We start from the raw sequence: 21,623 nt of genomic DNA on the forward strand, positions 1-21,623 counted from the left end.
ATAACCGGCAAAGTAGAGCGAGTGCTGGACAATCAGGCTGAACCGGCAGCAAGGCAACTGGTGGCCATTGAGCATAAGCCCGATGGTTCATGGTCAGTGACCGGGGATACCACCAGTAACGCAGAAAACGGCAGCTATACGCTGGACGTGCTGACCGAAGGCGGCGATACCTTTGTGCTGGCGATAGACGAATACGGTGTGCCTTTTACCGCCACTGCCAGCGTGGTTCAGGGCGACCTGATTCATCCCACCGTTCCCAATGGTCACGTTTACCGAGTGGAAACAGGTGGTACCTTGCCAGCCACAGAACCGCAGTGGTGGATTGATACCGGCACCACTCACACCCGAACCATTGAAGGGGATATTACCCTCCGGGCGATTCCTTTCTATCGGCCTCTGGCACACGGTCCCATCAAAGCAGAACCCTTACTATGAGTTATGAGGTTCCAACCGACAATGCAGAGTTTCGGCTGACCGGCGCTCCCTATGCCGTGTCATCGTCGGCTATTGCTGACTTTTCCTTTGACGCTAAGGGGCTGACTTATTTTGCCCCGCCTCCCGGATTGGTTCGCCATTATGAAGGCCAATGGCAAGGAGCGGTCAGTCGGCAGCAGGGCTTTTCTGCGAGCTATTCAATGAGTCGGCCTGTTAGTACTATCCGGCGACAAACTAGCCAGCAGGCAACGCCTCTGCAAGCCTCACCGTTTGGCCTGTTTTGGGGAGCAGCGGCTAAAAAGGAAGTCATGGTCAGTTTTAGTCATGGCCAGAGCCAGAAAAAAGAAGCGACAACCGGCGACCGTTGGCAGCAGCCAGAACCCAAGGAAAGCGGCAAGCAGAGTGCGTGGGATAAAAGCATTCAAGCGCAGGATCAGCAACAGGCCTCCCCTTGGAATCATCCACCGGAGCGGGATAGCAATGTATCCGAAGGCATGCAGTCGGTTGACCTTTACGGCTCAAGGAAGTGGAAAAGCCCTGCCTACATTCACCCACAGCAACCGCTGAATTTTACCTTTCAAGAACGGGAGTATGAGCCACAGGCTAACTGCTCGGTATTCTTCCAGATTGGTGCCTTTGACGAAGAAACCGCAGCTGTCCCCATTGATAGCAAACGCCGCTTTACCTTCCAGAGCAACCGCCGGGAAGATCAGCTGGTCATTCTGCCATGGGGCTTCGGCCAGAAAGCCAGGGATGAAAGTGTTACCGGAAACTATGGCGGTGAGACAGACCCGGACATTGTGGAAAAGCCAGAGCCGGAACAGCCAGAGATCAGGGAGAGTTATCTGCTAATGAACATTATCACCACTGTCGTATTGCCTGCCCGGACACCGCTCGAACTGCCCTCAATGGAAATCAGTCTGGATATTGATAGCTTCTCATGGAGCTTTACCGGAGAGCTATGGGGTGCTTCCAATATCGCATTGGTGGAACCGGACGAGAACGGTCCGAAGCAAATAGAGGTGGATATCAACGGCTGGAAGTGGGTATTCATCATTGAGCGTTACAGCACAAACCGACGGTTCGGGGATGAGCGTTACACACTCTATGGGAGCAGCCGAACCCAACTGCTCGCAGCCCCTTATGCGCCACAGAGAAGCAAGAGCAACAGCGCCAATCTAAACGCTAAACAGGCCATTACTGAAGAACTGGCGAATACCGGATTCACCGCTACCTATCCCGACCTGAACGACTACAGTACTCCCGATTGGATTATGCCCGGAGGCTCATTCAGCTATCAGAATCAGACCGCTATGCAGGTTGTGGCCAAGATAGCCACAACAGCTGGATCGGTCATCATTCCAAGCCGTGATAACGACCAGGTGAGCATACAGCCCCGTTATCCTGCCAGCCCTTGGCACTGGAACACCGCCACAATGGATAAGATTCTACCTGCGAGCATGGTCATTAGCTTAAGCGCCAATTGGCGACCGGAGCAGGCTTACAATGCGGTCTATGTTTCCGGCACCAATGCAGGCGTGGCGGTCAACGTCAAACGAACTGGGAGCAATGGCGATAACCCAGCTCCCGATATTCTCGAAGACTGGCTAACGGAAACGCAGGTCAATACCGAGCGTGGCCGAAATGAGCTGGCCAAGGGCGGCAACCAGAGCATTACCACCATTGAACTGCCATTGACGGACACCAACACCGCACCCGGGTTAATTGAGCCTGGGATGCTGGTGGAAGTTCAGGATACTCTTTTAGGAGAGAGTGGAAACTGGCAAGCCCTCTGCCTGGCGACCAGTATCAGCGCAAGTGGCGTGGGGAATGTTGTTCAGTCAGTAGAACTCGAGCGGCATTATTAAAAAGTGCCCAGTATGGTAATACTGGAACTTAAGCGCATTGGTTTGTCATTAAAACGACAGGTTAAACATAGTCTATGGAGGGATTATGGCAACCACCAATATCTGGCAGCAGTTCAAGGCTCTGATTCCTGAAGGCATGCGGGTCATCGCCACCATTACTGCTAACAATGGCAACGGCACCAGCCAGGCAGAGCTAAGAGATGGTTCAGTGATCACCATAAAGGGCGAGTCGGTGGGCGTTGGTTTAAAATCATTTGTTGACGATGGGGAGGTAAAAGGAGCTGCGCCAGATTTGGCGCAGTACGAAGCAGAGGTTTAAGGTGGGTCTTCATCAAAAAGCTGCAGGTAGTGAGCTTTAAAATCTTCTACTCCCGCAGGCATATCCCCCCAGTAGCGCCAATAGCTGACTATCTCCCTCACTTTAGACATATCAATATGGTCACACTCGACCATTAATTTCATCAAATCTAACGACTTTAGAGTCTTGATTCCAAAAGTTTCAGCGACAGCCAGCATTTTGATGTCATCTGTAACTACAGTGATTCCAAGAACGTAGGCATAAGCAAGATAACGAGCATCAACGGGAGAAGGCCCTTTTTCTACGGAAATAATATGATTCCAGATATAGCCAAATGCAGTATCAACTTCCTTGGTCTGCTTTTTACTGATGACAGGAAAGTGCTGCCGGTTAAGCCGGTACTCTTCCTCCTCAGCCCAGGAGAAATTATTTTGCAATCGCTGGCTTTTGCCAAACTCTTCATCCAGTTCTGGCAATACATACAGGCAGTATTCATCTTTACCAAACGTCTGAGTATTCATCTTTACCAAACGTCTGAAAGAGGAGAGGGTGGATACTTCTGGCAAGTCGCAAATAACTGTTGGTGTCGACCAGTACTTTCGATTGGGGCATCAAGTCAACTCATGGTGTAAAGCTTTGGCATCCACCAGACCGATATCCAGTGCTGTCTGAATAAACCCTTCGGTTTTTTTGGTTTCCTTAAGGTAACTGGAAAGTGTCTTGAAAAAAGGACTTTCAAACACTTCCGTTACCAGTTTTACATAGCGTTCCGGTTGAATGGGTGCTTCAGCGATCAGGCTATTGATCAGGTCCGGGAATGCTTTGTTGAAATTGGTAGTGGCTCCGTGAATGTTTTTCAGCTCCAGTGGTTCCAAACCATTATGCTTCGCATAGGCTTGAACCTGAAGAAAAATTGCCAGGGGCGAAATAACCAGCTCTTTAGCTATCTCTTTAATTGTGTTTACCTGGATACCAGGATGTTTACCTTTCAGTTGTCGATAGCACTGTTCTGCCCGTTGATTTGGAAACAGTAATGCTCCGGCAAAGGCATCAGCAAAGTCTTCGCCTTCTTCGCCACGCAGGTCTGGAGCGAGAGCGTGCCCTAGCTCATGGGCCATCCAGAAAAGAAAGTCATGAATATTGACGTCCAGATTCAAATAAATCCAGGTGGTCATGGACTCAGGCAGGTAAACATGGGTAGCGTTTTCATGTCTCGCTTTTTGTCCCCACATCACCGGTATCAGAACTGCCTGTAACTTCCGGAAGTAGCGAATCAAGTGCTTAAAGTCTACGGTGTCGGTCGGAGCAAGGTTGATTTCCTTGCGCACCATTACAGAGACTTCCTGAAGGTAATCGTAATCAACCCTGGGGTTTTTCAACACCGGCGGCTTGGCCAGATTATCAAAGGGCAAATAAGGAGCCAGCTCTTCAAGATAGCGTCCCATGCTGTCAAATCTCTGAAAATCGGCCTCTGTAGTTTTAGTCCCCTTCCTTTTACGAAAAGCCACCACAGGTGCATTAGGGTCTTCCTGAGTAACCAGTTCATTGAAAGGAAGACCCAGAACCATACCCAGTTTTAACAACTTGTCTGGTTTAGGAAAGGAAGTCTGTTTAAACCATTTGGATACAGCTTCCCTGGAGACCTCAAGAGTTTGGCTCAGTGAGGACTGGTTGAAGCCTTTTTTAGTCATCGCGGCTTCAAGGGCGGAAATGTTCAGTGATTTTTCCATAGCGCGCCAATGATAAGGGGTTGTCAACTTTTGTCAACTGTGTTTTTTAGTATCGTACAGGGGAGGGAATTATTCAATCAGAAATGCAGGCAGAACCCGCTAAAGCCCTTCCACTTCCATCCCATGTTCTGCAATCCATTGTTTTCGCTCAATATAGTCGGGCATAGCACGTTCGACACGATGCCAGAATTCCGAAGTATGGTTGGGTTCGTGCAGGTGAGCCAATTCATGAACCAGTACATACTCGGCCATTTTTGCGGGCAACAAAATGGTTTTCCAATGAAAGTTGAGCCAGCCTGACCGGGTGCATGAGCCCCAGCGGTAGCCAAGATCCTGTATTTTAATACCTGCTGGTTCCACCTCCATGCGGCGATAATATTCTTGCGCTTTTCTATCCAGCCAGCCTTTGCCTCGAGTGGCATACCAGCGAATAAAAGTTTCTTTGCTGTTTCCTCTGTCAACAACCTCTTTGTTCAGGCAAAACCTGCCATGAGTTAATGACAAAGGTTGTTGCCTGTCTGAAGGTTCTACCAGCTTCAGGCGATAGCTGCGGCCCAGGTACAGAAACCCTTCACCGTTAACAAACTGCTTCTGTTGAGCGTCTGACCTCAATTGCTGTTTTTCAGCCAGCTTTTTATAAATCCAACGACACTTTTCCCGCACGAAATCCCGTGCCTGTTGATCATTGGCTTCGGGCGGCAGTGTTAATACCAGGCTGCCATCCCGCTCAACGGTAATCTGCATGGTTTTACGCTTGGGGCTGACGTTTACCCGGAATGAAAGATCATCAATAGTCAGAGGCGTTTTCAGAGGCACTGCTCCGTTAAATGTTTTCAAGTTTATAGCTATTGGCCCTGGCCAGATCCAGCATTTTGTCCACCAGTGGTTCCACATGATCAAAGTCCACCAGCGCAGTATCCATCAGCTTCTCGAAGATATGCTGCTGCAACTCTTCCTGCATGGCTTTACGGTGAGGTTGCCAGAAGCTGGAGGTTTTCACTTCGCTGCTGATGTGATCCACCAGTTCAGTCACCAAGTCTGTCAGTGTAGCGGCTGTTACCAGATCCGGCTCTTCATGGCCACAGGCAGCGATTTTCAGCATACGATAGAATGGCAAGTAATGTTCATCCACGTCGGGTAATCCTTCTTCATGAACCGTACTGCCTGAAACGATTTCATCAATGATTTGTTGTAAGGCCGCAATAATTTGATCCCATTGCTTGCCCATTTTGCTGAGAATGTCTTCCAGTCGCTCGCTGAGCTTACCGAAATACACCGGGTCCTCATCCAGGTGCTTACTGATGTGTGAGCGGACGGCATGTTCCATTTCAGAGGCTTTTGCCCGTTCGCTGGGTTGCTGCCTGATGTGCTCCTCAAATTCCATATCCGTCAGGGCAATAGGCGCAACCTTTGGATCAATGCCCAGGGAAATCACATGATCATCAATCAGTTTGCGAACTTTGGCGCCCACATCCTTGCCCAGTACCGGCGTGTTTTTATAACGGTTTCGGGCGCGGGCATAAATATGGGCCAGCTTTTTCGCATCTTCGGTATAGGGCAGCCCTTCCGGACGAGGGAGAACCAAATCCAGTGATTCCAGAAATGCCTTGAGCTTTACACTGAATTCAGCCTGCAGTTTTTCCGGCTCCAGTGCCTGTACGCAGGCTTCGGTATCATCCAGCCCATCAATACCCTGACTACTCAACAATGCCATCGCCGCCTGGTAGCGATCTTTCAACTTGGGCAGTTCATCCTTCAGGCTGCGCAACGCACCTTCCACATCATCATCGCTGTAGGCGGCCAGAGCCTCTTTCAGATGATGAGCCACCCCGTAATAATCAACGACAATGCCTGCCTTTTTCCCATGGCCGGTCCGGTTTACCCTGGCAATGGCCTGCAGAAGCTCGGCTTCGCGAATCGCGCGATCCAGATACATCACGCCTTCGATAGGCGCATCAAACCCGGTGAGCAACATGGATTTAACGATCAGAAAAGCAAGTGGGTCACGCTTCTTGCTGTTGTCATGAAAGAGTGGTTTTTTGAAACGCTCAATCCGATGCTCCTGGGCACGTTGCTCCGTCCACGGTTTCCATTCAGGCGCATCGTTATTGCTGCCGGAAAACACTGGGGCAAACTCGATGGCTTTCAGGGTGTCGAGGTAACGCCATGCCTGCACAATGGCCTGAATTTTCGGGCTGCGGTGGCAGAGTTGTTCATCGTCCAGTGCTTTCATTTCCGGCGACAGGGTTTCGGCCTGTTGCACCAGTTCATCCCGAGCCTGTTTGAACGCTTCAAAATACCGCAGTGTGGCCAGTCGGCTGCAGCACACCACCTGAGCCTTGTAGCCATTGGGGAGAATATTGGCCACATAATGACGCAGCATATCTCTGGCTTTCTCGGCAATTAGCAGGGGCGCTTCCAGCACATTGCCTTTGGTGGCGTACTTTTTCTTAATGGCTTCCAGCTCTTCTTTCGAATGATTATGGAAGAAGTCTTCAAACACTTCATCCAGACTGGCACCGTCTTTTATTGCCCCTTTGGCCGTTCGCCCTTCGTAGAGCACCGGCACGGTTGCGCCGTCGTTTTCGGCTTCGGTAATGGTGTACTTGTCAATAAACGCCCCGAAAATTTCATGGGTGCGTTTTTTCTCGCCCATGATGATCGGGGTGCCGGTAAAACCAATACGGGCACAGTTGGGTAGCCCGGCCATCAGGTTGGCGTGGAGGTCACCGGCCTGGGTTCGATGGGCTTCGTCCACCATCACCAGAATGTGCGGGTCGTCGTTGAGAACCTCATAGGCATGCTGTGGTGTTTTCACGGTGTAGCGGGTTGGTGGTTCTGCTACCTGTAATGGCGGCAGCTCATCTTCGTTGGCTGACGAGTCTTCTCCATCTGCATCGTTATCCCGGTACTTCTGGATCATGGCGAACACCAGCCCCGGCCCTTTGCGCTTCAGAGTGCTGCGGACGGAGTGGGTGTTTTTGGCGACTTCCACAATGTCACCAGAAAGCTCCGCCGTATCCGCCAGTTGTTTCTGTAAATCTTTCCGATCCGTGACCACCACCACCTTGAACCGGCGCAGCTTCGGGTCGGTGCGCAGTTTGCGCACCAGAAACACCATGCTCAGGCTTTTACCGGAACCCTGGGTGTGCCAGATAATCCCGCCACGGCGGTCGTATTCACCGTCTTCCTGTCGGGTTTTACCCGTCCGAAGTCGTTCTATGGCTTTGACCACGCCCCGGTACTGCTGATAGCGACAGGCGACCTTGATGGTTTGTCCACCTGCCTGCATATAGAGGGTAAAATGACGAATGATATCCAGCAGGTTGGTTTTATCGAGCATACCGGCAATGGTGCGCTGTTGTTCTGACAGCCGCTCAATGCCCAGCTCTGCCATCACGGCTTTTTCCGTTCGTTCAGGGTTTTTACTGCTGGCGACAGTTTTCCAGGGGGCGAAGTGCCCGGCCTGGGCGCCGATGGTGCCGGCAACGCACTGGTCAAAGCTGGTGGCGATCAGCAACTGGTTGGTATAGAACAGGCTTTCGTTGCCTTCTTTCTCCTCCACTTCATGGCTTTCGAAGCGCTGGTTGGAGTAACGACGCAACTGGTCGATGGCTTGAGCCAGCGGTTCCGGTGCCGCCGGGTTTTTGCACTCCACTACCACCAGGGGAATGCCGTTCACCAGTAATACCAGGTCGGGAATGATGTGTTTTTTGTCCGAATCGTAACCCGGCGGGCACTGCACCTTGTACTGGTTGATTACGATAAAGCGGTTGTTTTCCGGATGATCCCAGTCGATAAAATGGATTGTACGACCACGGCCACCGTCCCAGCCTTCGACGCCTTCCACAGAAATCCCTTCCAGCAACAGCTCGGTGCCTTTCTGGTTCGCTTCCATCAATTTGCTGGCGGCGATACGGGTAATGGCACCTACCGCTGTGCTGATTCGGTCGTCGCCCAGCCAGGGTTTACCGTCCCGCAGGTTGATCGTTGCCAGTTGCTGGCGCAGCACACCGGTCTGGATAACCTCGGCAAAGCTGTCACGACCGGTCATGGCCGGATCGTCCAGATCGCCTTCGATAAACTCCCAGCCCTGATGCTGAAGTTGCTCAATAAATGGCTGTTCCGTGGTTGTGTATTCCCATTCCATACGTCGGTTGTCCTGTAATAGCCTGCGGGGCAGGCAGTCATGCTCTGGTGGTAAGGGTTAAGCGGTTTACAGAAGTGAGGTAACCCGGACTTTGCCGGTCAGGAGGTCGTTCATCAGGCCGGATTTTTGTTTTTTGAGTTTCAAAAGATTATCAATTTCGAGATTGAGTTTCATCTCATGTGCTTGAATACAACCAAGGATCTTAGATTGCTCTTTAGCTACTGGAATCGCAGCCAATACACCAGTTAGCTCGCCACGAGTTACGTGTAAAAAAGAATCCTTGAAGCCGTGAGCTGTGTCTTCAATAGCGGTTTGCCTGTATTTGAAGATGTGAAGCAAAAACTCTTTTGAAACAAGAGCTTCATTTGTCCATACCTTGAAAATATGCTGGTTGAGTACACCTTCCGGACCGTTCCAAATGCGTGCTCCAAAAGATACTCCTTTCTGACCAGACCACGCAAATAGTAAATCTCCTGAGAAAATATGCCAGCGATCGTCTATTGCCCCTTGATAGTAATTAAATGAAGAGTCGCCATTTAGGTTTTGGATTCTGATGATTGGTAAACCAGATGTTTTCCAGCTCGCTGCATTGAATGAGTAACCATTTGTGTATGTAGCTAAGTCTCCAAAACTTCTTGTCATCCACTCCTTTGGAATCCACCCCAACGGTGACTCTTTATAAAGCTCCGGGGCAAGATGCTGAGGCGGGCGAAGCTGACCGCTGTCGTCAATGCCACGGGTTAGCAGATCATGCAAAAGCCCCTTTTTCACTTGTTGCAGCTTGGCGATAATGGCTTCGGTTTGGCGGATGGAGGTTTCATGGTTATTTAGAATTTCAGCAATCTGGGTTCTTTCTCTATCATCCTCAGGGATATTTAAACTGATCTTGCGAAGCTCTCCCTGATTGAGCTTTGTCCTTGTTCCGCCAGCAATGAACCTGCGAATATCTTTATGAACGAGACTCCAGAAAATAAAGTCCTGATTGTAGCCAGCTTTGGCTTTAATTATATGGGCATGGTTATTGACCCATGAGGGACCACTAATTCGGTATGCTATTGGTCGTGTTTCAAAGTCATCAAAGTTCCCGCCATCCTCTGCTAACAGGATTAAAGGCTCATCGAATATTGGCCTATCAATCCAGCCCTGTTGACCATTGGCTCCATAATATGGAACCTTTCCTGATCTTTGAGCGCGTTCTTCACTATTCACAGGTATGCGAAGGTGATCAAGAACCTCTACGATATCTTCGAGAGCTGTACGGATGAAGCCAGGATGTAAACTGTCTACAGAATGTAGTTGTGTGCTTAAAGTCATAAAAATTTCTAACCCCGATACTCCTGCCCAGCCAACCACTCTTCAGCAGCCTGCTCGAGCAAAATACGACGGGTTGTAAAAAAAGAAGGCCAGCGGTTACGAAACCATTGCTCAGCCAGCTGTGTTCTGAACTGACGATTATTGCTTTTGCGAGCCTTAGCGAAAGCCCTGTTGAAGTCATTCAATATGACGCGCCGGTCGTCTATCAGGCGTGAACAGTTCAGGTTCAGAATACGAATGGTTTCTTCCACCAGTTGCACCAGAGACTCATACTGGTTATTCACATCCGCAAGTCGGGCACAGGCGTCCGGGTCCGGGCTGAGTTCGCAGGTGCGTTTATCGAATTTGAACAAACAGGGTGTATTGATAATCCGCAGCGGGTTGAGCACATAGCCTTCGCAGGCTTCGGGTAGTATTCCAATGTCGATCAGGCGTCCTTTGTAGGAATCACAGCTCAGGTTCTCGGGTGTCGGGTAGCTGCCTTGTTTAGAACCACCCAAGCAGACACCGATCATATTATCCCAGTCCAGCGCCCAGTTATGGGCCGGGTTTGCCTGATCGGATTTCGGGTGAAAGTGTTCTACCCGTTGGTGGCTCGGGCGATCTGCTGGTAATTCTACTTCACAAAAAGCGCAGAGATGCCCCTGATCCTCAAATAGCGTCTGTTTGATGTTGGTATAAGGGCCGGTATCTCTGAACTCCTGCCATTGGGCGTCGGGGTGTTGCTGTCGAAATTCTGTGAGTGCATCTGGCTCGGCACTTTTACTGATCTTCTTCACCGTCTAACTCCCATTGACGGTTTTCGATGTAGAGGTCGGCTTCGAGCAGTGCGGGTTCTTCACCCTGGAATATCTCGTCCAGCTTCTGTCGTTTCTCCGACGCTTCTTTAGACGACCATTGGTCCGCATAAACCAGATCAAGATACTCTTTGAGCAGCAGAGTGTTAGGGTCATGCTCCGGACGGGATTTCACATGGAAGACCCGGTCCAGAATGCGAGAAGCCTCTGCTCCCTTGGTGCCCTGAGGTGCATCGTAAAACACGCCATTATCCAGTATGCGAATGGATTCTGACGCCACGGTGGAGAGTACATGGGGGCTGTGAGTGGTCAGAATAAACTGGATAGCCGGAAACGCGTCTCGTAACGAGTCCACCAATGTCTGCTGCCAGGATGGATGAAGGTACATATCCACTTCATCAATCATAACCAGGCCACGGGTTTTTTTGGCAGCAGCTTCTTTAAACTGAGGGTTCAGCTTACAGCAGCGAAAAGCAATATCCGCCGCCAGGCCCAGCACATTTCGAACACCGTCGCTTAACATGGAAACCGGCATGCGGCCAATATCCGGATGTTCGGCGGCAATCTCATCCATGGCGGCATCGTACATCACCGAGTGCCAGCCGGTATGCGCCAACAGTTTATCAACGGTTTCCTGCACCACATGGATGGTGGCATCGTAGGGTGTGCTCAGGTCGGAACTGCCCTGCTGCAGTTTTTCCATTTTCAGTTGCAACTGCGCCTGAAACAGCTGCTTAAACCAGTAGGCAAACTCTTTATAACCGGAAACGGGGTTCATGCTCTCGTGGTAGCCAAGGGTTCGGCTTTCACTGAGGGTCTGTCGTTTGGTTTTGGTGAGCCGGTTGGCTCCCCAGAGTCTTCCGGCACCGTAAAGTGCCAGCACGGGAAGCGGCTGATCACTGTTGGTTCGTATCTCGTTTTGCAACTGCTTCGCTGTGTCGGTGCCGTATTTTGCCTCTCTGGTGGTGGTGCTGGATTTTTTGCCGGTCAGGCTGCGGCTCCACTCCTTTGATGCGTGTTCAGGTAGCAGGGCTCCGATCGCACTGATAGTGATTGGATACTGGGGTTCGCAGTCCGGAGAGTCAGGGTTGAGCCTTTTTCGATGGGCATCGGATGGGTTGAACCCTGTGCCCTTGCCTTCATCAAAAGACCCGATAAAGGTGCCCATCGCCACGGCAATGCCTTCCATGGATGCGGTTTTACCAGCACCATTCGCCCCCACAATAACGGTGAGGTGTTTATGAAGCCTCAACGTTGCCTGTTTAAAGCTGCGGAAATTCTGATATGTGATTTGATCCAGTTGCATGGTGTTAGCCTGAGATTTCCGGGCTGATGAACAGCTTGTCGACAGCTGAGTATAAAGCTTTCCACTGTATCGGATTTCGGGGGGTATCGCATCTTTTACCGTACAGTTCAGACATAACCCAGCCCGCTGAGAAATCCTTGCAGTTTTTGAGCGGCAGCATCCCGCTTTTGTTCAATCTCGGTCAGGGTGACTTTGTATTTATCCCACCAGTTTTCCACTGCAGCCACAATCTGCTGGCGCTGGCTACTGATGTAACGTTCAACAATGGTGCGCATATCCTGATGCAGAATGTTGAGCAACAATTCAGCGGCGGCTTCGGAGGTCAGGCTATCCACCGACTGGTTTAACTGGGTTTCAAAACCTTCTTTTTTGGTTTTGATCTGTTTGACCAGGTCGGTGCGTTCCTTTTTCCAGGCTTTGATTTTTGCTTCATCGACGGGGCTTTCTTCCATTGCACCTTCACCTGCATCGTCATTGTCGTCAGCGTCCTTTGATGCCTTGGCTTCTTCTGCCTTGATCTGGCTATCCAGCTCGGCTTTTCGGCTTTCCAGAGCCGCCAGTTCGTCCACGTAGCCACTGAGGATCATTTTGACCAGTTTGTGTTCCAGTGGGTTGTCTTTGCTGGTTTTGTCCTCCATGGCTGTGACTATGCTGGTGCGCCAGCCATCCACGACGCCTTTGGAATCCCGGGCCATCAGGGATAGGAAGTCGTAGCGGTTCTGGTACCAGAATCCGGCGATGATGCCACGTACCTGAAAATGGTCGAGCATACCGGTTTTTTCCATGGATTCTGCGAAGCTGTTGATCAGTTCGGCACGCAGAGTAGCGTATTCCTTGTTTTTGGCCAGGGCGGTGATGCTGAGTTTGTGCCTTTGCCACCAGTTTTCGAAGGCGGCCCGAAGAGTTTGCTCTTTGTCGATAACGCCGGGGTTTTGCTCCACCAGCGTTTTTATTGTGGCTTTGCTGTTGATGTCGGCCTTGAATTCAACGTAGTCGGCATCATTGGCTTTTGGGGTGAACAGATCCAGCGGATTAAAGCCGTGGGCGTTGAACAGGGCTGCCTTGGCCTCAAGCTCTGTTTTTGGAATACCGCCAATAAGGTGAGCCCGAACATCGTGGGGTTCCGGCGGCGGTGCATTATCGGCATAGCGACGGATGTTCAGGTTGTAACCATTCTCTGCCAGTGTCTCGTTGCTGATGATGGCGGAGAACCCCGGTACTTCAGCATAATCATCGTAGGTGCTGACCATCTTTTCAATATGTTCTGGCAGCAGATGGTTTTGCGCCCGGCCTTCGAAGTACTCCCGGTCGGCATTAATAAACAGGACTTTGCCCTGCCGCGCTGGTGGCTTTCCGGATTCGCTTCCACCCGGAGTGGATTTACGCTGACGCATCACCAGCACGCAGGCGGGAATGCCGGTGCCATAGAACAGGTTGGCGGGCAGACCGATAACCGCTTCAAGCAGGTCGTCCTCAATCATGCCAGCGCGGATGGTTTTTTCTTCGCCGCCTCTGAAGAGCACGCCGTGGGGTAACACCGTTGCGAGAATGCCGCCCTCCGCCAGTACGTGAACCATATGCTGCAGAAACATCAGGTCGGCTTTTTTAGAGCCGATGGGAACGCTGCCATAGTGGTATCTTTCTGGATGGTTAGGGGCAAAATGTTTCTGGCTTTCTTTGTCGGTTGGGCCGTAGTTAATGGAGAAGGGCGGATTGGTGAGGATGCGATCGAAACGGGTCAGTTCTCCACCTTCAACATGTTTCGGGTCGGTCAGGGTGTCGTCATTCTGCAGGTTGGCGGTGGTGATGCCATGGAGCAGCATGTTCATTTTGGCGATGGACCACACGGTGCCAGCGGCTTCCTGACCGTAAACATCGAGCCTGCGACCTTCGCCACCGCGCTCGTCGATGTATTCCTTAGCGGCAATCAGCATACCGCCGGAACCACAGCAGGGGTCATATACTTTGTGGCTGATTTCCGGCTTCACCAGACGGGTCATCATGCGAACCACGGTTCTTGGTGTGTAGAATTCGCCGCCTTTTTTCCCGGCAGAATCGGCAAAGTCGCCAATCAGGTATTCGTATGCTGCACCGAGCAGATCCGGGAATTCAAAGTCTTCATTGCGCAGGCGGTGTTCGTTAAAGTGCATGATGAGTTCACGCAGCTTTTTATCGGGCAGTTTGCTCTGGCCGATTTTGCGGGTGAAGTCGATATGCTCCAGTACATCCTGTAAGGTGCTATTCCCCTGTTCCAATCCGCCCAGAGCCTTGTTAAGTGCATCGCCTACATTCTTATGAGCTTCGTTGACCAGGTATTCCCAGCGGGATTCGTCCGGGACATAAAAGCTGGTTTTGTACCAAAGTCGTGCATCGGCAATCTGCCAGGCTTCTTTTTCACTTTTGCCTTTGGCTTTTTGTTCTGCGACGACTTCTTCGCGGCGCTGATCGAATACATCGGAGCAGCGCTTGAGGAACAGCATGCCGAAGATGTATTCCTTGAATTCTGAAGCGTCCATTTTGCCTCGAAGAATATCGGCGGCTTTGAACAGGTGACGTTCCAGCTGGGGGAGGGTTAATGGCATAAGGGGGTCCGGTGTAAATATCTTAAAGTGGTCAGAACTGATTATTTCTATTTCTTAAGCATTGTGGGTTCTGAAACAAAGGTTCATGTGAGGCATTAATCTAAAAAAACGTAATGTCGTTCCACCAGGTAGGCGAAGCAAGAGTGATTTTAGTGAAAATCAAGAGGTTTTGAAACGAGTCTTAATGTAACTAAGCATCTCTTTACCTGTAAGTTTATCTGTAGCTGGATTTGTTCTTACATAAAAATCCTGGCCGTCAAGCAAACAGGGGTCATCAGACTTTTTGCAGTCAACTACGAGTATTTTTTTGTTTTGGATGTTTATGAGCCTTGAATTAAAGTAAGGATAAAACTCTGCACCAATCTTTGAGTATATTATGTTTTTAAAATGCAATAATAACTTGTCGTTATTGTCTTTGTGGAAAGCTTTCAGCTCATCATTCAGGCCGCTGATGGTGCCATTGTCACTGACACCTATTAGTAAGGTACCTCCATCGGAATTAATAAATCCGGCTATTGTTTTTAATGAAGTGAGTTCAATGCCTGGCTCTTTCTTAACAGTGTAACTTTTATCATTAATTGATCTTTTAATATCAAGAGATAGTGACTCTTTAAATTCTAATGTTTTCGATTCTCCCTGTCTGATCAGAGAGTAAATTTTATCAGCTTCGCTAAGCTGACTTATGCTGTCCAGCATACCATCCAATCTACCAAGTATTGTTGATGCACCATCAGGATTAAGTGCCAGCTCTTGAGCGAACTCTTGAATTGCTAAGTCAAGTTTTTTTAACTTTTCGCTGGCAGAAATGCTTGTTTTCTGGGTGCTTAGGGATGGAATTGCTATCAAGCATTCATTTTCTAGGCTCTCTTTAGAAATTACTCTTGTGAGCGTTTGAGAACCGATGGAGTTTAATATTAATCGACCAATTTCAGAGGTGTAAAACTGGCACGCGAACTCAGCTAACAACCTGTTTGGATTGAGTTCTATTTTATAATAACGTTCCTTCTTTGCATTTTCTGAAAGCTTATTGGCATATACAGGCATATTCGAGATTTCAGGTATAAAAATGCTATTATCATATATGCAGTCCTGACTATCGCTTCTCAATTTGGTGATGCTTAAGGTAGTGTTGCTATTTGATAAGAGCTCCACTTCATAATCTTTGAATTGTTGTTTTAGCTTTCGTAATTGATGTGCTTCTGGGGAGTTGTCTGCGTATTTTCGTATGCTTATATTAAAGTTGTTTTCTTTTATTTCTTCGATATTGACAACTTTGCAGTAAGGGAATTTTGAGTGGTAAGAACTGTAAGCCTCAATTATTGAATCTATATCTTCATTTCTTATTATATTTCTTGTCTTCTTTTTCTCATAGTCCGATGACGCATCAATAAACAGGACTTGCTTTTTTCTTTCTTGCGGTTTGTTTTTTCGGAAGACTAAAATGCATACAGGAATACTAGTGCCCGGGAAGAGGTTTGGCGGCAAACCGATTACAGCTTCAAGGCTGTCCTGTGCTATAATTTGTTCTCTTATTTTTTGTTCGCTACCTCCCCGGAACAAAATGCCATGTGACACAATTATAGCCATGCGACCGTTATGTCCCATGGACTTGATCATATGTTGAACCCATGCCATATCGGCACAGTTTTTTGGTGGTAATCCGGTTACATTACGGCCATAGATATCATTTTCCCAAAGCTCTGAACCCCAATTTCTAATGCTGTAGGGAGGATTAGAAATGACGCAATCAAATTCTTTTAGCGTTTTGTTTTCCTGATATGCTGGAGCCATCAATGTATCAGCACAAACTATCTTAAAGTCACTGATATCATGAAATATCATGTTCAATCTGGCAATCATACTGGACGAAGGATTTTTTTCCTGACCATATAATTTTAATGTTTCAATGTGCCCACTATTGCGTTTCACATGATTAAGGCACTCAATTAACATGCCGCCAGTACCGCAGGCAGGGTCGTAAATGCTATCTCCTTCTTGTGGATCAAGCAATAACCCCATCAATCTTACAACCGAGCGAGGGGTATAAAATCCGCCAGACTTCTTGCCAGAAAAATCGGCAAAATACATAAGAAGGTACTCATAGACTTTCCCAAGTAAATCTGGGAATTCGAACTCCTGATCTTTCAAATTAATCTGGTCAAAGCTTTTAACAAAATCAATCAGGGTATTATTTGGTATGCATTGGTGTCCCACTTTCCGATTAAAATCGACAGCTTCGGAAAAAACACTACTCAGAGCGTCAGGGTTATAAGTCTCTAAATTTATCAACGCTTCATTCAGTTTACTGCCGACAGCGTTTTTACAGCACTTGATACTTTCCCAGCGAGATTCAGGGGGAACATACAAATATTTTCCTGTGTAGTTTTCACTGCTTTCAAGGCGCAAGTCAATATCACTATCACTTATGCCAAGGGACTTATACTGCTGTAATAGCTCATCACGTCGTTGATCAAATAAATCATTTGTACGTTTTAGAAACAGCATGGCTAGAACATATTCTTTATACTCACTAACATCCATATGCCCTCTTAAAATATCACAAGCATTCAAGAGCAATGTTTCCAGAGAAGAAAGTGTTAGCTTTGTAGTCATCAGAAAGTCACCGAAAAATAAATTGAGAAACGGAGCCAGGTCGAGGCGGTGAATTTTTATTTTGGTAGTATGCAATCGAAATTTACGGTCAATGTCGAAAAAAGTCGGGTAGTCGGGGCGACATTACTGCCACCCAGCCCCTAAGAGCCGTACGTGTGACTTTCATCGCATAGGGCTCAACTCTCCGTGATAAGTAATAAGTAAAACTTATCACGCATCAGATACGGTCTTGCCGCTGCCGATCATTCACAGCTATCGTTTAACTTGATGGGTTAATTGATTGCTATGTGAACATCTCCCGGTCGGTTCAGTGCAAAAGCATTGTATAAACCTTCCCGGAAGCAAACGACTTGGCACTACTTGTCTGTCGTTGAGACCAGTCGGAAGTATGCATCTTTTCGGATGGGGTCAAAGTTCGAAACCCTATCTGCCTCAAAACAAGATAGCATTCGCTTTGTCCGACATTATTTACCCTCTGCACCGCCCCCTTTGCTAACAGTCAGGATACCTTCTTTTATGAAGAGATGAGTAGGGCTTACCCAGTTGATATGCTTGAGTCAAATGAACTGGGGTGGGTGGATTCTTTACTCTGGCAGGCATAATAACATCTTCAGATTTAGCGCACAGAAGCTCTTATCCTGACAGCATCCCTTTTGGGGCTCTGCCTGTCAGTCTCCTTTGGCAGATTTTCAGTGACGAAGCTTTAAACACTTCACTTACATTCACCCGTCCGGCTCGCTTGTGGCCCGCTGCTGGTTGAGACTACCAGCTTAGAGGCTTTGTCCCCGAAGCTTTACACCATGGATCACTCCGCAGCAAGTCCGGTTAGGAGCATCTGGATGTACAGAAGTCCGAATCACAAAATTAATGTGTCGACACCTCAAACTTACCCTTATAAATCAGGCTGTACGCCCGATTTACTGGTCGCAAGCACGCTACCGCCCGTGGATTTACCGTTACCTGAAATTGAGGCCGGGGAGCATGGGACCAGATAGCTCGAAGGGGGGTTTTTGGGAAGGTCATCATTGTACGCCTGTAAGGTGATAGGTGGTAGTCGTGTATTTGTGAAGTACTGCGTGGAGATCCCCACGGCCATGCAGCACTACACCCTGCTGGAACGGAACCTGCTCTACACCGGCGTGACCCGAGGCAAGCAGATGGTGGTGCTAGTGGGCCAGCCCAAGGCGGTGGGCATGGCGGCCCGGACCCGAAAGTCCAACCGCCGGTTGACTAATCTGCAGGCGAGGTTAGGAGGGTCCTGATTCATCGTTACCAGTATTCAATGCATCCGGTTTCCGGATATTGATCAGGCGCAGTGCCATCGCTGGCGAGTAGTCTTATCGTGGGAATGTGGTCATTTATTGTTTCAATAACCGTTATAGCGAATTCCCATTTATCGCCCAGGTCAAAGATAAACTCGATCTGCTTACCCAATTCAAGTCCTAATTGCTCAAGACGTGTGACATCAGAGGTTGCTTCACCTTGTAACAACTCCGGATGAATAACACGGTAGGGAATACCAAAGCGATCTTGACACTGAAAGAAATAGAGGTGTTCATCATCGTCAAAGCCAAACACTTGCAAGATGGACATACCCAGCTCGTCGAGAGTATGTCTGCCGTCGACGGCCAGGGTACGAGAGCAATCGTGGTAGGGCAAGGTGATTTGAAGATGATAGCTTGCCGCTTTTTCCATAATGGGTAATGAGAGAAATTTTTCTACATCGGATCGAAGAGAGGGAATAGTCAACAATATGGTATCTTCTTGGAACGAAGAGTCTGTACTCTCTGACTGAAAGCGAATTCTTTCTATCAGTTTCCTGTATTCGTACAGGATGGACAGTCCAAGCGGCGTTAACTGGAATTTACTTATTTTCAGATTGTTATCGGTGAATTCTAGTCTGGCCAGCCCTGTGAGTTTCAAAAGAGCAAGATTAAAGGCTCCTACTTCAAAAGGCAGATATTCAAGCCATAATGAATCCAGTGCTTTTCCGTCAAACAGCTCATTACGGAGTCTTCCTACCCCCGCGCTGGCTATAAAACGATCATCTCGGTAGGCTAACTTTTCTCCAATCAGTGAGGCATGGCCCCTGATCAGCCAAGCAGATAGCAAGTTGAAATATTTCTCTGCTGCCGTTAGTTGCTGCCATTGGGACAGCATGTTCTCGTCGATAGTCAGAAAGGATTTGTTGGCTGAATGCTTGACCAGTTTGATGATTCCGCAGGCTCTGCCCATCAGGCAGAGTCCCAAAATGGTCGGATAGTGAATGGTAAAGGGGCGGCTCAGAGTGACCATCAATGGGGAAGCGAGCTCTTTATTGAGAACGGCAGCCCATTTTTGAGTAGGTTGTTTCTTGCTTTTGGTCAGTGGTGCCGGGTGCTTTACGATGTAGCTGATGAACTTGTCAAAATCATAAAGAAGAGTGCCAGGAGTTGTGGGAGTGATCTCCAGTGGTTGAATGAGCGACTTGAGTTTGGAAGGTTGCGGCATCGAATCAGTATCCTGTTAAAATGCATAGTTCAAATTCGTATAACGTCTGTTATGACTTGATTTGGTTCTTAATAGGGAAGCATTACAATATGATGTTTTCAAAGTTGGAAAGTGATCCTTCTCAATTGGAATGTACTGTACCACTGGGACTTGGGCAGAATCACAAACTATCGGTTCAGATCAGTGGTTGCCGAAACCCACTATGTGATTGCCAGGAAATTCAGGTGGAGCTGCTGTCGGATAGCCTTCCATCTGATGAGAAGATGGTATTGAATGTAGATTTTACAAAAAGAGAAGTGTCAGCGGAGCGAATAGGAAATAATGACCTCTGTCCCATTATTATTCATGGTATGGACTCTGGCGATTGGGAATTATTGGAGCGTCAGTATTTTATCTTCAAGGCCAGTAATACTGTACACGCAGACTTGGATAAGCTGGAGCCTGTATTTCCCATTTATGACGTTGAGAAAAACTCAATTTTGATTGGTTATGAAGAGGTGCTGCCATTTCATCCAATCATTAGCTTCAGTGTTGGGGACATTCGTTATTTTGCCCGAGATCTGTATTGTGTGAACCGTCATTGTCACTGTAATCAAGTGCATCTTTCTATTTGCCTGGATGATGAGTCTTGGGATATGGACAGGGACGGTTTGCTGGCAGCCCTCAATTTGAAGACTGGAAAATACAATGTTGAAGAACAGAAAGGTCTGGCTAGGGGGGTAAAAACACGAGAGGTTGTTCAGAGCATTCTTCAAGCGATCCCAATCGAAGAGTTGAACAAGCGTTACCAACGAATGCGGAGATGGTATCAGTCTCATTTTGACAGGATACAAGTTCAGGGGAGGCTAATTGATGTTGTTCGTGGCAAGCCTGCTTTATCTTTGGTTCCCGAGGATGTTTCAGTACCGTCGGTGGGTAGGAACGACCCATGCCCCTGTGGAAGTGGGAAGAAGTATAAAAAGTGTTGTTTGAATTAAGGTGGGCTGTATTTTTATGGCAAATTGAAGTTCTTTGATAAACTATGGTTTTGAATTTGTTTTTATCAAAAAATTCCGCGACCGGTTCCCTCCCCACCGCCATACAATGAAACCCTTACGATACTTGTCGTAAGGGTTTTGTCGTTTATAGGCCCTGTAAAAAAGGGTTAAACGCACTTCGCTGGACGATTCGCCCTCCCCACAAACAAGCTATTTTCCATCGTCTTTTGCCGTTTTCTCTCTGGAAAAGTGGAGGAATTGGCCCTTCGAGTCCTCTACTTTATTAGTCTTTTAATATCATTACATTAGTTTTAATTTTGCTTGAGGTCGCGCCGGTGGTTCGCAGGCGTTTTTCCGATAGGGGCTAAGAACCATTATTGAAACATTAGCAAACTAGTATTTTTTTAGAGAGAGCTGATAGTATCCTGTATTTAACTGGGTTTTATGCCTAAGGGTAAACGGTGGGAAAGTCTAAATCGCTAAGCTTGATTGCTTTCACGGGGATGCTGTCTTTTTTATTGAATAGCTCAGAGCTTTCTGCTGCCGGGATCATTTTCGTACCAGGAGGCTCAACTAAAGTTGAGGTTGATATTCAGTCTATAGCAGATGGTGATTACACTGACTCTAGTATCTTGATATGTAGTGATGAGGGAAGAAAAACGTATGAAATTACATTTTCTGACCAAAATGCATCAGAGATAACAACTAACTTTTATGTAAAAGATAGAGGGGTGAACCAGCTTTATGGTTTGAGATTAGCTCCGAAATTTATTCCTGAATATCAGGTTTCCAAAAATTCACCAACTTATCTCTTCTTCAATTCACAATGTAACTCCGCTCAGCAAGCGGCTCGGCTAAAGCTTACGTTTAGCGGGCTGAAAAAACTGCCAGCAGGAACCTATAGAGACACTCTAAATATAAGTTGGCGTAACATTGTCGAGTTACCCACGAATACTGGACACTTCATTAAGTTAGATTATCTTCTAACGGTGAGGTGAGTCATGAGTAAACACAGACATCCTGCTTATACCGAAGAATTCCGCAAAGAAGCTGTCCGCATGGC

16 protein-coding genes are annotated in these 21,623 nt (G+C 48.1%); 6 read left to right on the forward strand and 10 right to left on the reverse strand.

All coding sequences use genetic code 11. The features are described from left to right. The 3 genes from AK963_RS33265 to AK963_RS14110 form a co-directional block, all read left to right on the forward strand. Positions 1 to 435 (forward strand): hypothetical protein (locus AK963_RS33265; RefSeq protein WP_202969777.1); only part of this gene is annotated, 435 nt, incomplete at its 5' end. After that, a complete protein-coding gene (locus AK963_RS14105; protein ID WP_066016096.1) occupies positions 432 to 2,303 on the forward strand; it encodes a hypothetical protein in 1,872 nt (623 codons plus the stop codon). The genes AK963_RS33265 and AK963_RS14105, both read left to right, overlap by 4 nt. 85 nt (positions 2,304 to 2,388) lie before the next feature. After that, the gene (locus AK963_RS14110; RefSeq protein WP_066016097.1) at positions 2,389 to 2,622 is read left to right on the forward strand and encodes a hypothetical protein; all 234 of its coding nucleotides are present in this window, start codon (positions 2,389 to 2,391) and stop codon (positions 2,620 to 2,622) included. Here the strand turns inward: AK963_RS14110 and AK963_RS14115 are convergent. The 9 genes from AK963_RS14115 to AK963_RS14155 all read right to left on the reverse strand — a co-directional run bounded on the left by AK963_RS14115 (position 2,619) and on the right by AK963_RS14155 (position 17,093). Continuing rightward, positions 2,619 to 3,122, reverse strand: coding sequence for a hypothetical protein (locus AK963_RS14115; protein WP_202969778.1), 504 nt, complete (start codon positions 3,120 to 3,122; stop codon positions 2,619 to 2,621). The two genes, AK963_RS14110 and AK963_RS14115, sit on opposite strands and share 4 nt — an antisense overlap. 90 nt (positions 3,123 to 3,212) lie before the next feature. Beyond that, positions 3,213 to 4,331: a helix-turn-helix domain-containing protein gene (locus AK963_RS14120; protein ID WP_066016098.1), complete on the reverse strand. Its 1,119-nt coding sequence runs from the start codon at positions 4,329 to 4,331 to the stop codon at positions 3,213 to 3,215. 99 nt (positions 4,332 to 4,430) lie between these two features. Beyond that, complete coding sequence (locus AK963_RS14125; protein ID WP_238593733.1) at positions 4,431 to 5,168, reverse strand: M48 family metallopeptidase; 738 nt, start codon at positions 5,166 to 5,168, stop codon at positions 4,431 to 4,433. Next, entirely contained in the window at positions 5,155 to 8,481 is a 3,327-nt protein-coding gene (locus tag AK963_RS14130; protein WP_066016099.1) for a type I restriction endonuclease subunit R, read from the reverse strand. Before AK963_RS14130 ends, AK963_RS14125 begins: the two co-directional genes overlap by 14 nt. Before the next feature lie 66 nt (positions 8,482 to 8,547). Next, positions 8,548 to 9,834 carry a restriction endonuclease subunit S gene (locus AK963_RS14135; RefSeq protein ID WP_139117409.1) on the reverse strand — a complete coding sequence of 429 codons (1,287 nt, stop codon included), beginning with the start codon at positions 9,832 to 9,834 and terminating at the stop codon, positions 8,548 to 8,550. Further along, a complete protein-coding gene (gene ptuB, locus AK963_RS14140; RefSeq protein WP_066016101.1) occupies positions 9,804 to 10,574 on the reverse strand; it encodes a retron Ec78 anti-phage system effector HNH endonuclease PtuB in 771 nt (256 codons plus the stop codon). The genes AK963_RS14135 and ptuB overlap by 31 nt, the downstream gene beginning before the upstream one ends. Then, positions 10,558 to 11,898, reverse strand: coding sequence for an AAA family ATPase (locus AK963_RS14145; RefSeq protein WP_066016102.1), 1,341 nt, complete (start codon positions 11,896 to 11,898; stop codon positions 10,558 to 10,560). The genes ptuB and AK963_RS14145 overlap by 17 nt, the downstream gene beginning before the upstream one ends. Before the next feature lie 107 nt (positions 11,899 to 12,005). Then, entirely contained in the window at positions 12,006 to 14,480 is a 2,475-nt protein-coding gene (locus AK963_RS14150; RefSeq protein WP_066016103.1) for a type I restriction-modification system subunit M, read from the reverse strand. A 159-nt stretch (positions 14,481 to 14,639) separates the two neighbouring features. After that, positions 14,640 to 17,093, reverse strand: a complete 2,454-nt coding sequence (locus AK963_RS14155; protein ID WP_083232648.1) for a type I restriction-modification system subunit M — start codon at positions 17,091 to 17,093, stop codon at positions 14,640 to 14,642. Between the two features lie 1,010 nt (positions 17,094 to 18,103). On the opposite strand from AK963_RS14155, the gene AK963_RS14160 reads away from it, so the two are divergent. Then, complete coding sequence (locus AK963_RS14160) at positions 18,104 to 18,355, forward strand: ATP-binding domain-containing protein (protein ID WP_202969780.1); 252 nt, start codon at positions 18,104 to 18,106, stop codon at positions 18,353 to 18,355. 7 nt (positions 18,356 to 18,362) lie between these two features. On the opposite strand, the gene AK963_RS14165 is transcribed toward AK963_RS14160, so the two are convergent. Next, entirely contained in the window at positions 18,363 to 19,583 is a 1,221-nt protein-coding gene (locus tag AK963_RS14165; RefSeq protein WP_066016106.1) for an IS1096 element passenger TnpR family protein, read from the reverse strand. 89 nt (positions 19,584 to 19,672) lie between these two features. Here AK963_RS14165 and AK963_RS32040 point away from each other — a divergent pair, with 89 nt between their 5' ends. Then, positions 19,673 to 20,560, forward strand: a complete 888-nt coding sequence (locus AK963_RS32040; RefSeq protein WP_066016107.1) for an SEC-C metal-binding domain-containing protein — start codon at positions 19,673 to 19,675, stop codon at positions 20,558 to 20,560. Positions 20,561 to 21,021: 461 nt separating this feature from the next. Beyond that, a complete protein-coding gene (locus tag AK963_RS14175; RefSeq protein ID WP_066016108.1) occupies positions 21,022 to 21,558 on the forward strand; it encodes a hypothetical protein in 537 nt (178 codons plus the stop codon). The last annotated feature ends 65 nt before the right edge of the window (positions 21,559 to 21,623 follow it).

The organism is Endozoicomonas atrinae (genome assembly GCF_001647025.1).
Classification (GTDB): Bacteria; Pseudomonadota; Gammaproteobacteria; order Pseudomonadales; family Endozoicomonadaceae; genus Endozoicomonas; species Endozoicomonas atrinae.

Coding starts and splice junctions, on each gene's coding strand:
- AK963_RS14110 (WP_066016097.1), top strand. CDS start 2,389: ATGGCAACCACCAATATCTGGCAGCAGTTCAAGGCTCTGATTCCTGAA.
- AK963_RS14130 (WP_066016099.1), bottom strand. CDS start 8,481: ATGGAATGGGAATACACAACCACGGAACAGCCATTTATTGAGCAACTT.
- AK963_RS14120 (WP_066016098.1), bottom strand. CDS start 4,331: ATGGAAAAATCACTGAACATTTCCGCCCTTGAAGCCGCGATGACTAAA.
- AK963_RS14155 (WP_083232648.1), bottom strand. CDS start 17,093: ATGACTACAAAGCTAACACTTTCTTCTCTGGAAACATTGCTCTTGAAT.
- AK963_RS32040 (WP_066016107.1), top strand. CDS start 19,673: ATGATGTTTTCAAAGTTGGAAAGTGATCCTTCTCAATTGGAATGTACT.
- AK963_RS14105 (WP_066016096.1), top strand. CDS start 432: ATGAGTTATGAGGTTCCAACCGACAATGCAGAGTTTCGGCTGACCGGC.
- AK963_RS14150 (WP_066016103.1), bottom strand. CDS start 14,480: ATGCCATTAACCCTCCCCCAGCTGGAACGTCACCTGTTCAAAGCCGCC.
- AK963_RS14145 (WP_066016102.1), bottom strand. CDS start 11,898: ATGCAACTGGATCAAATCACATATCAGAATTTCCGCAGCTTTAAACAG.
- AK963_RS14115 (WP_202969778.1), bottom strand. CDS start 3,122: ATGAATACTCAGACGTTTGGTAAAGATGAATACTGCCTGTATGTATTG.
- AK963_RS14165 (WP_066016106.1), bottom strand. CDS start 19,583: ATGCCGCAACCTTCCAAACTCAAGTCGCTCATTCAACCACTGGAGATC.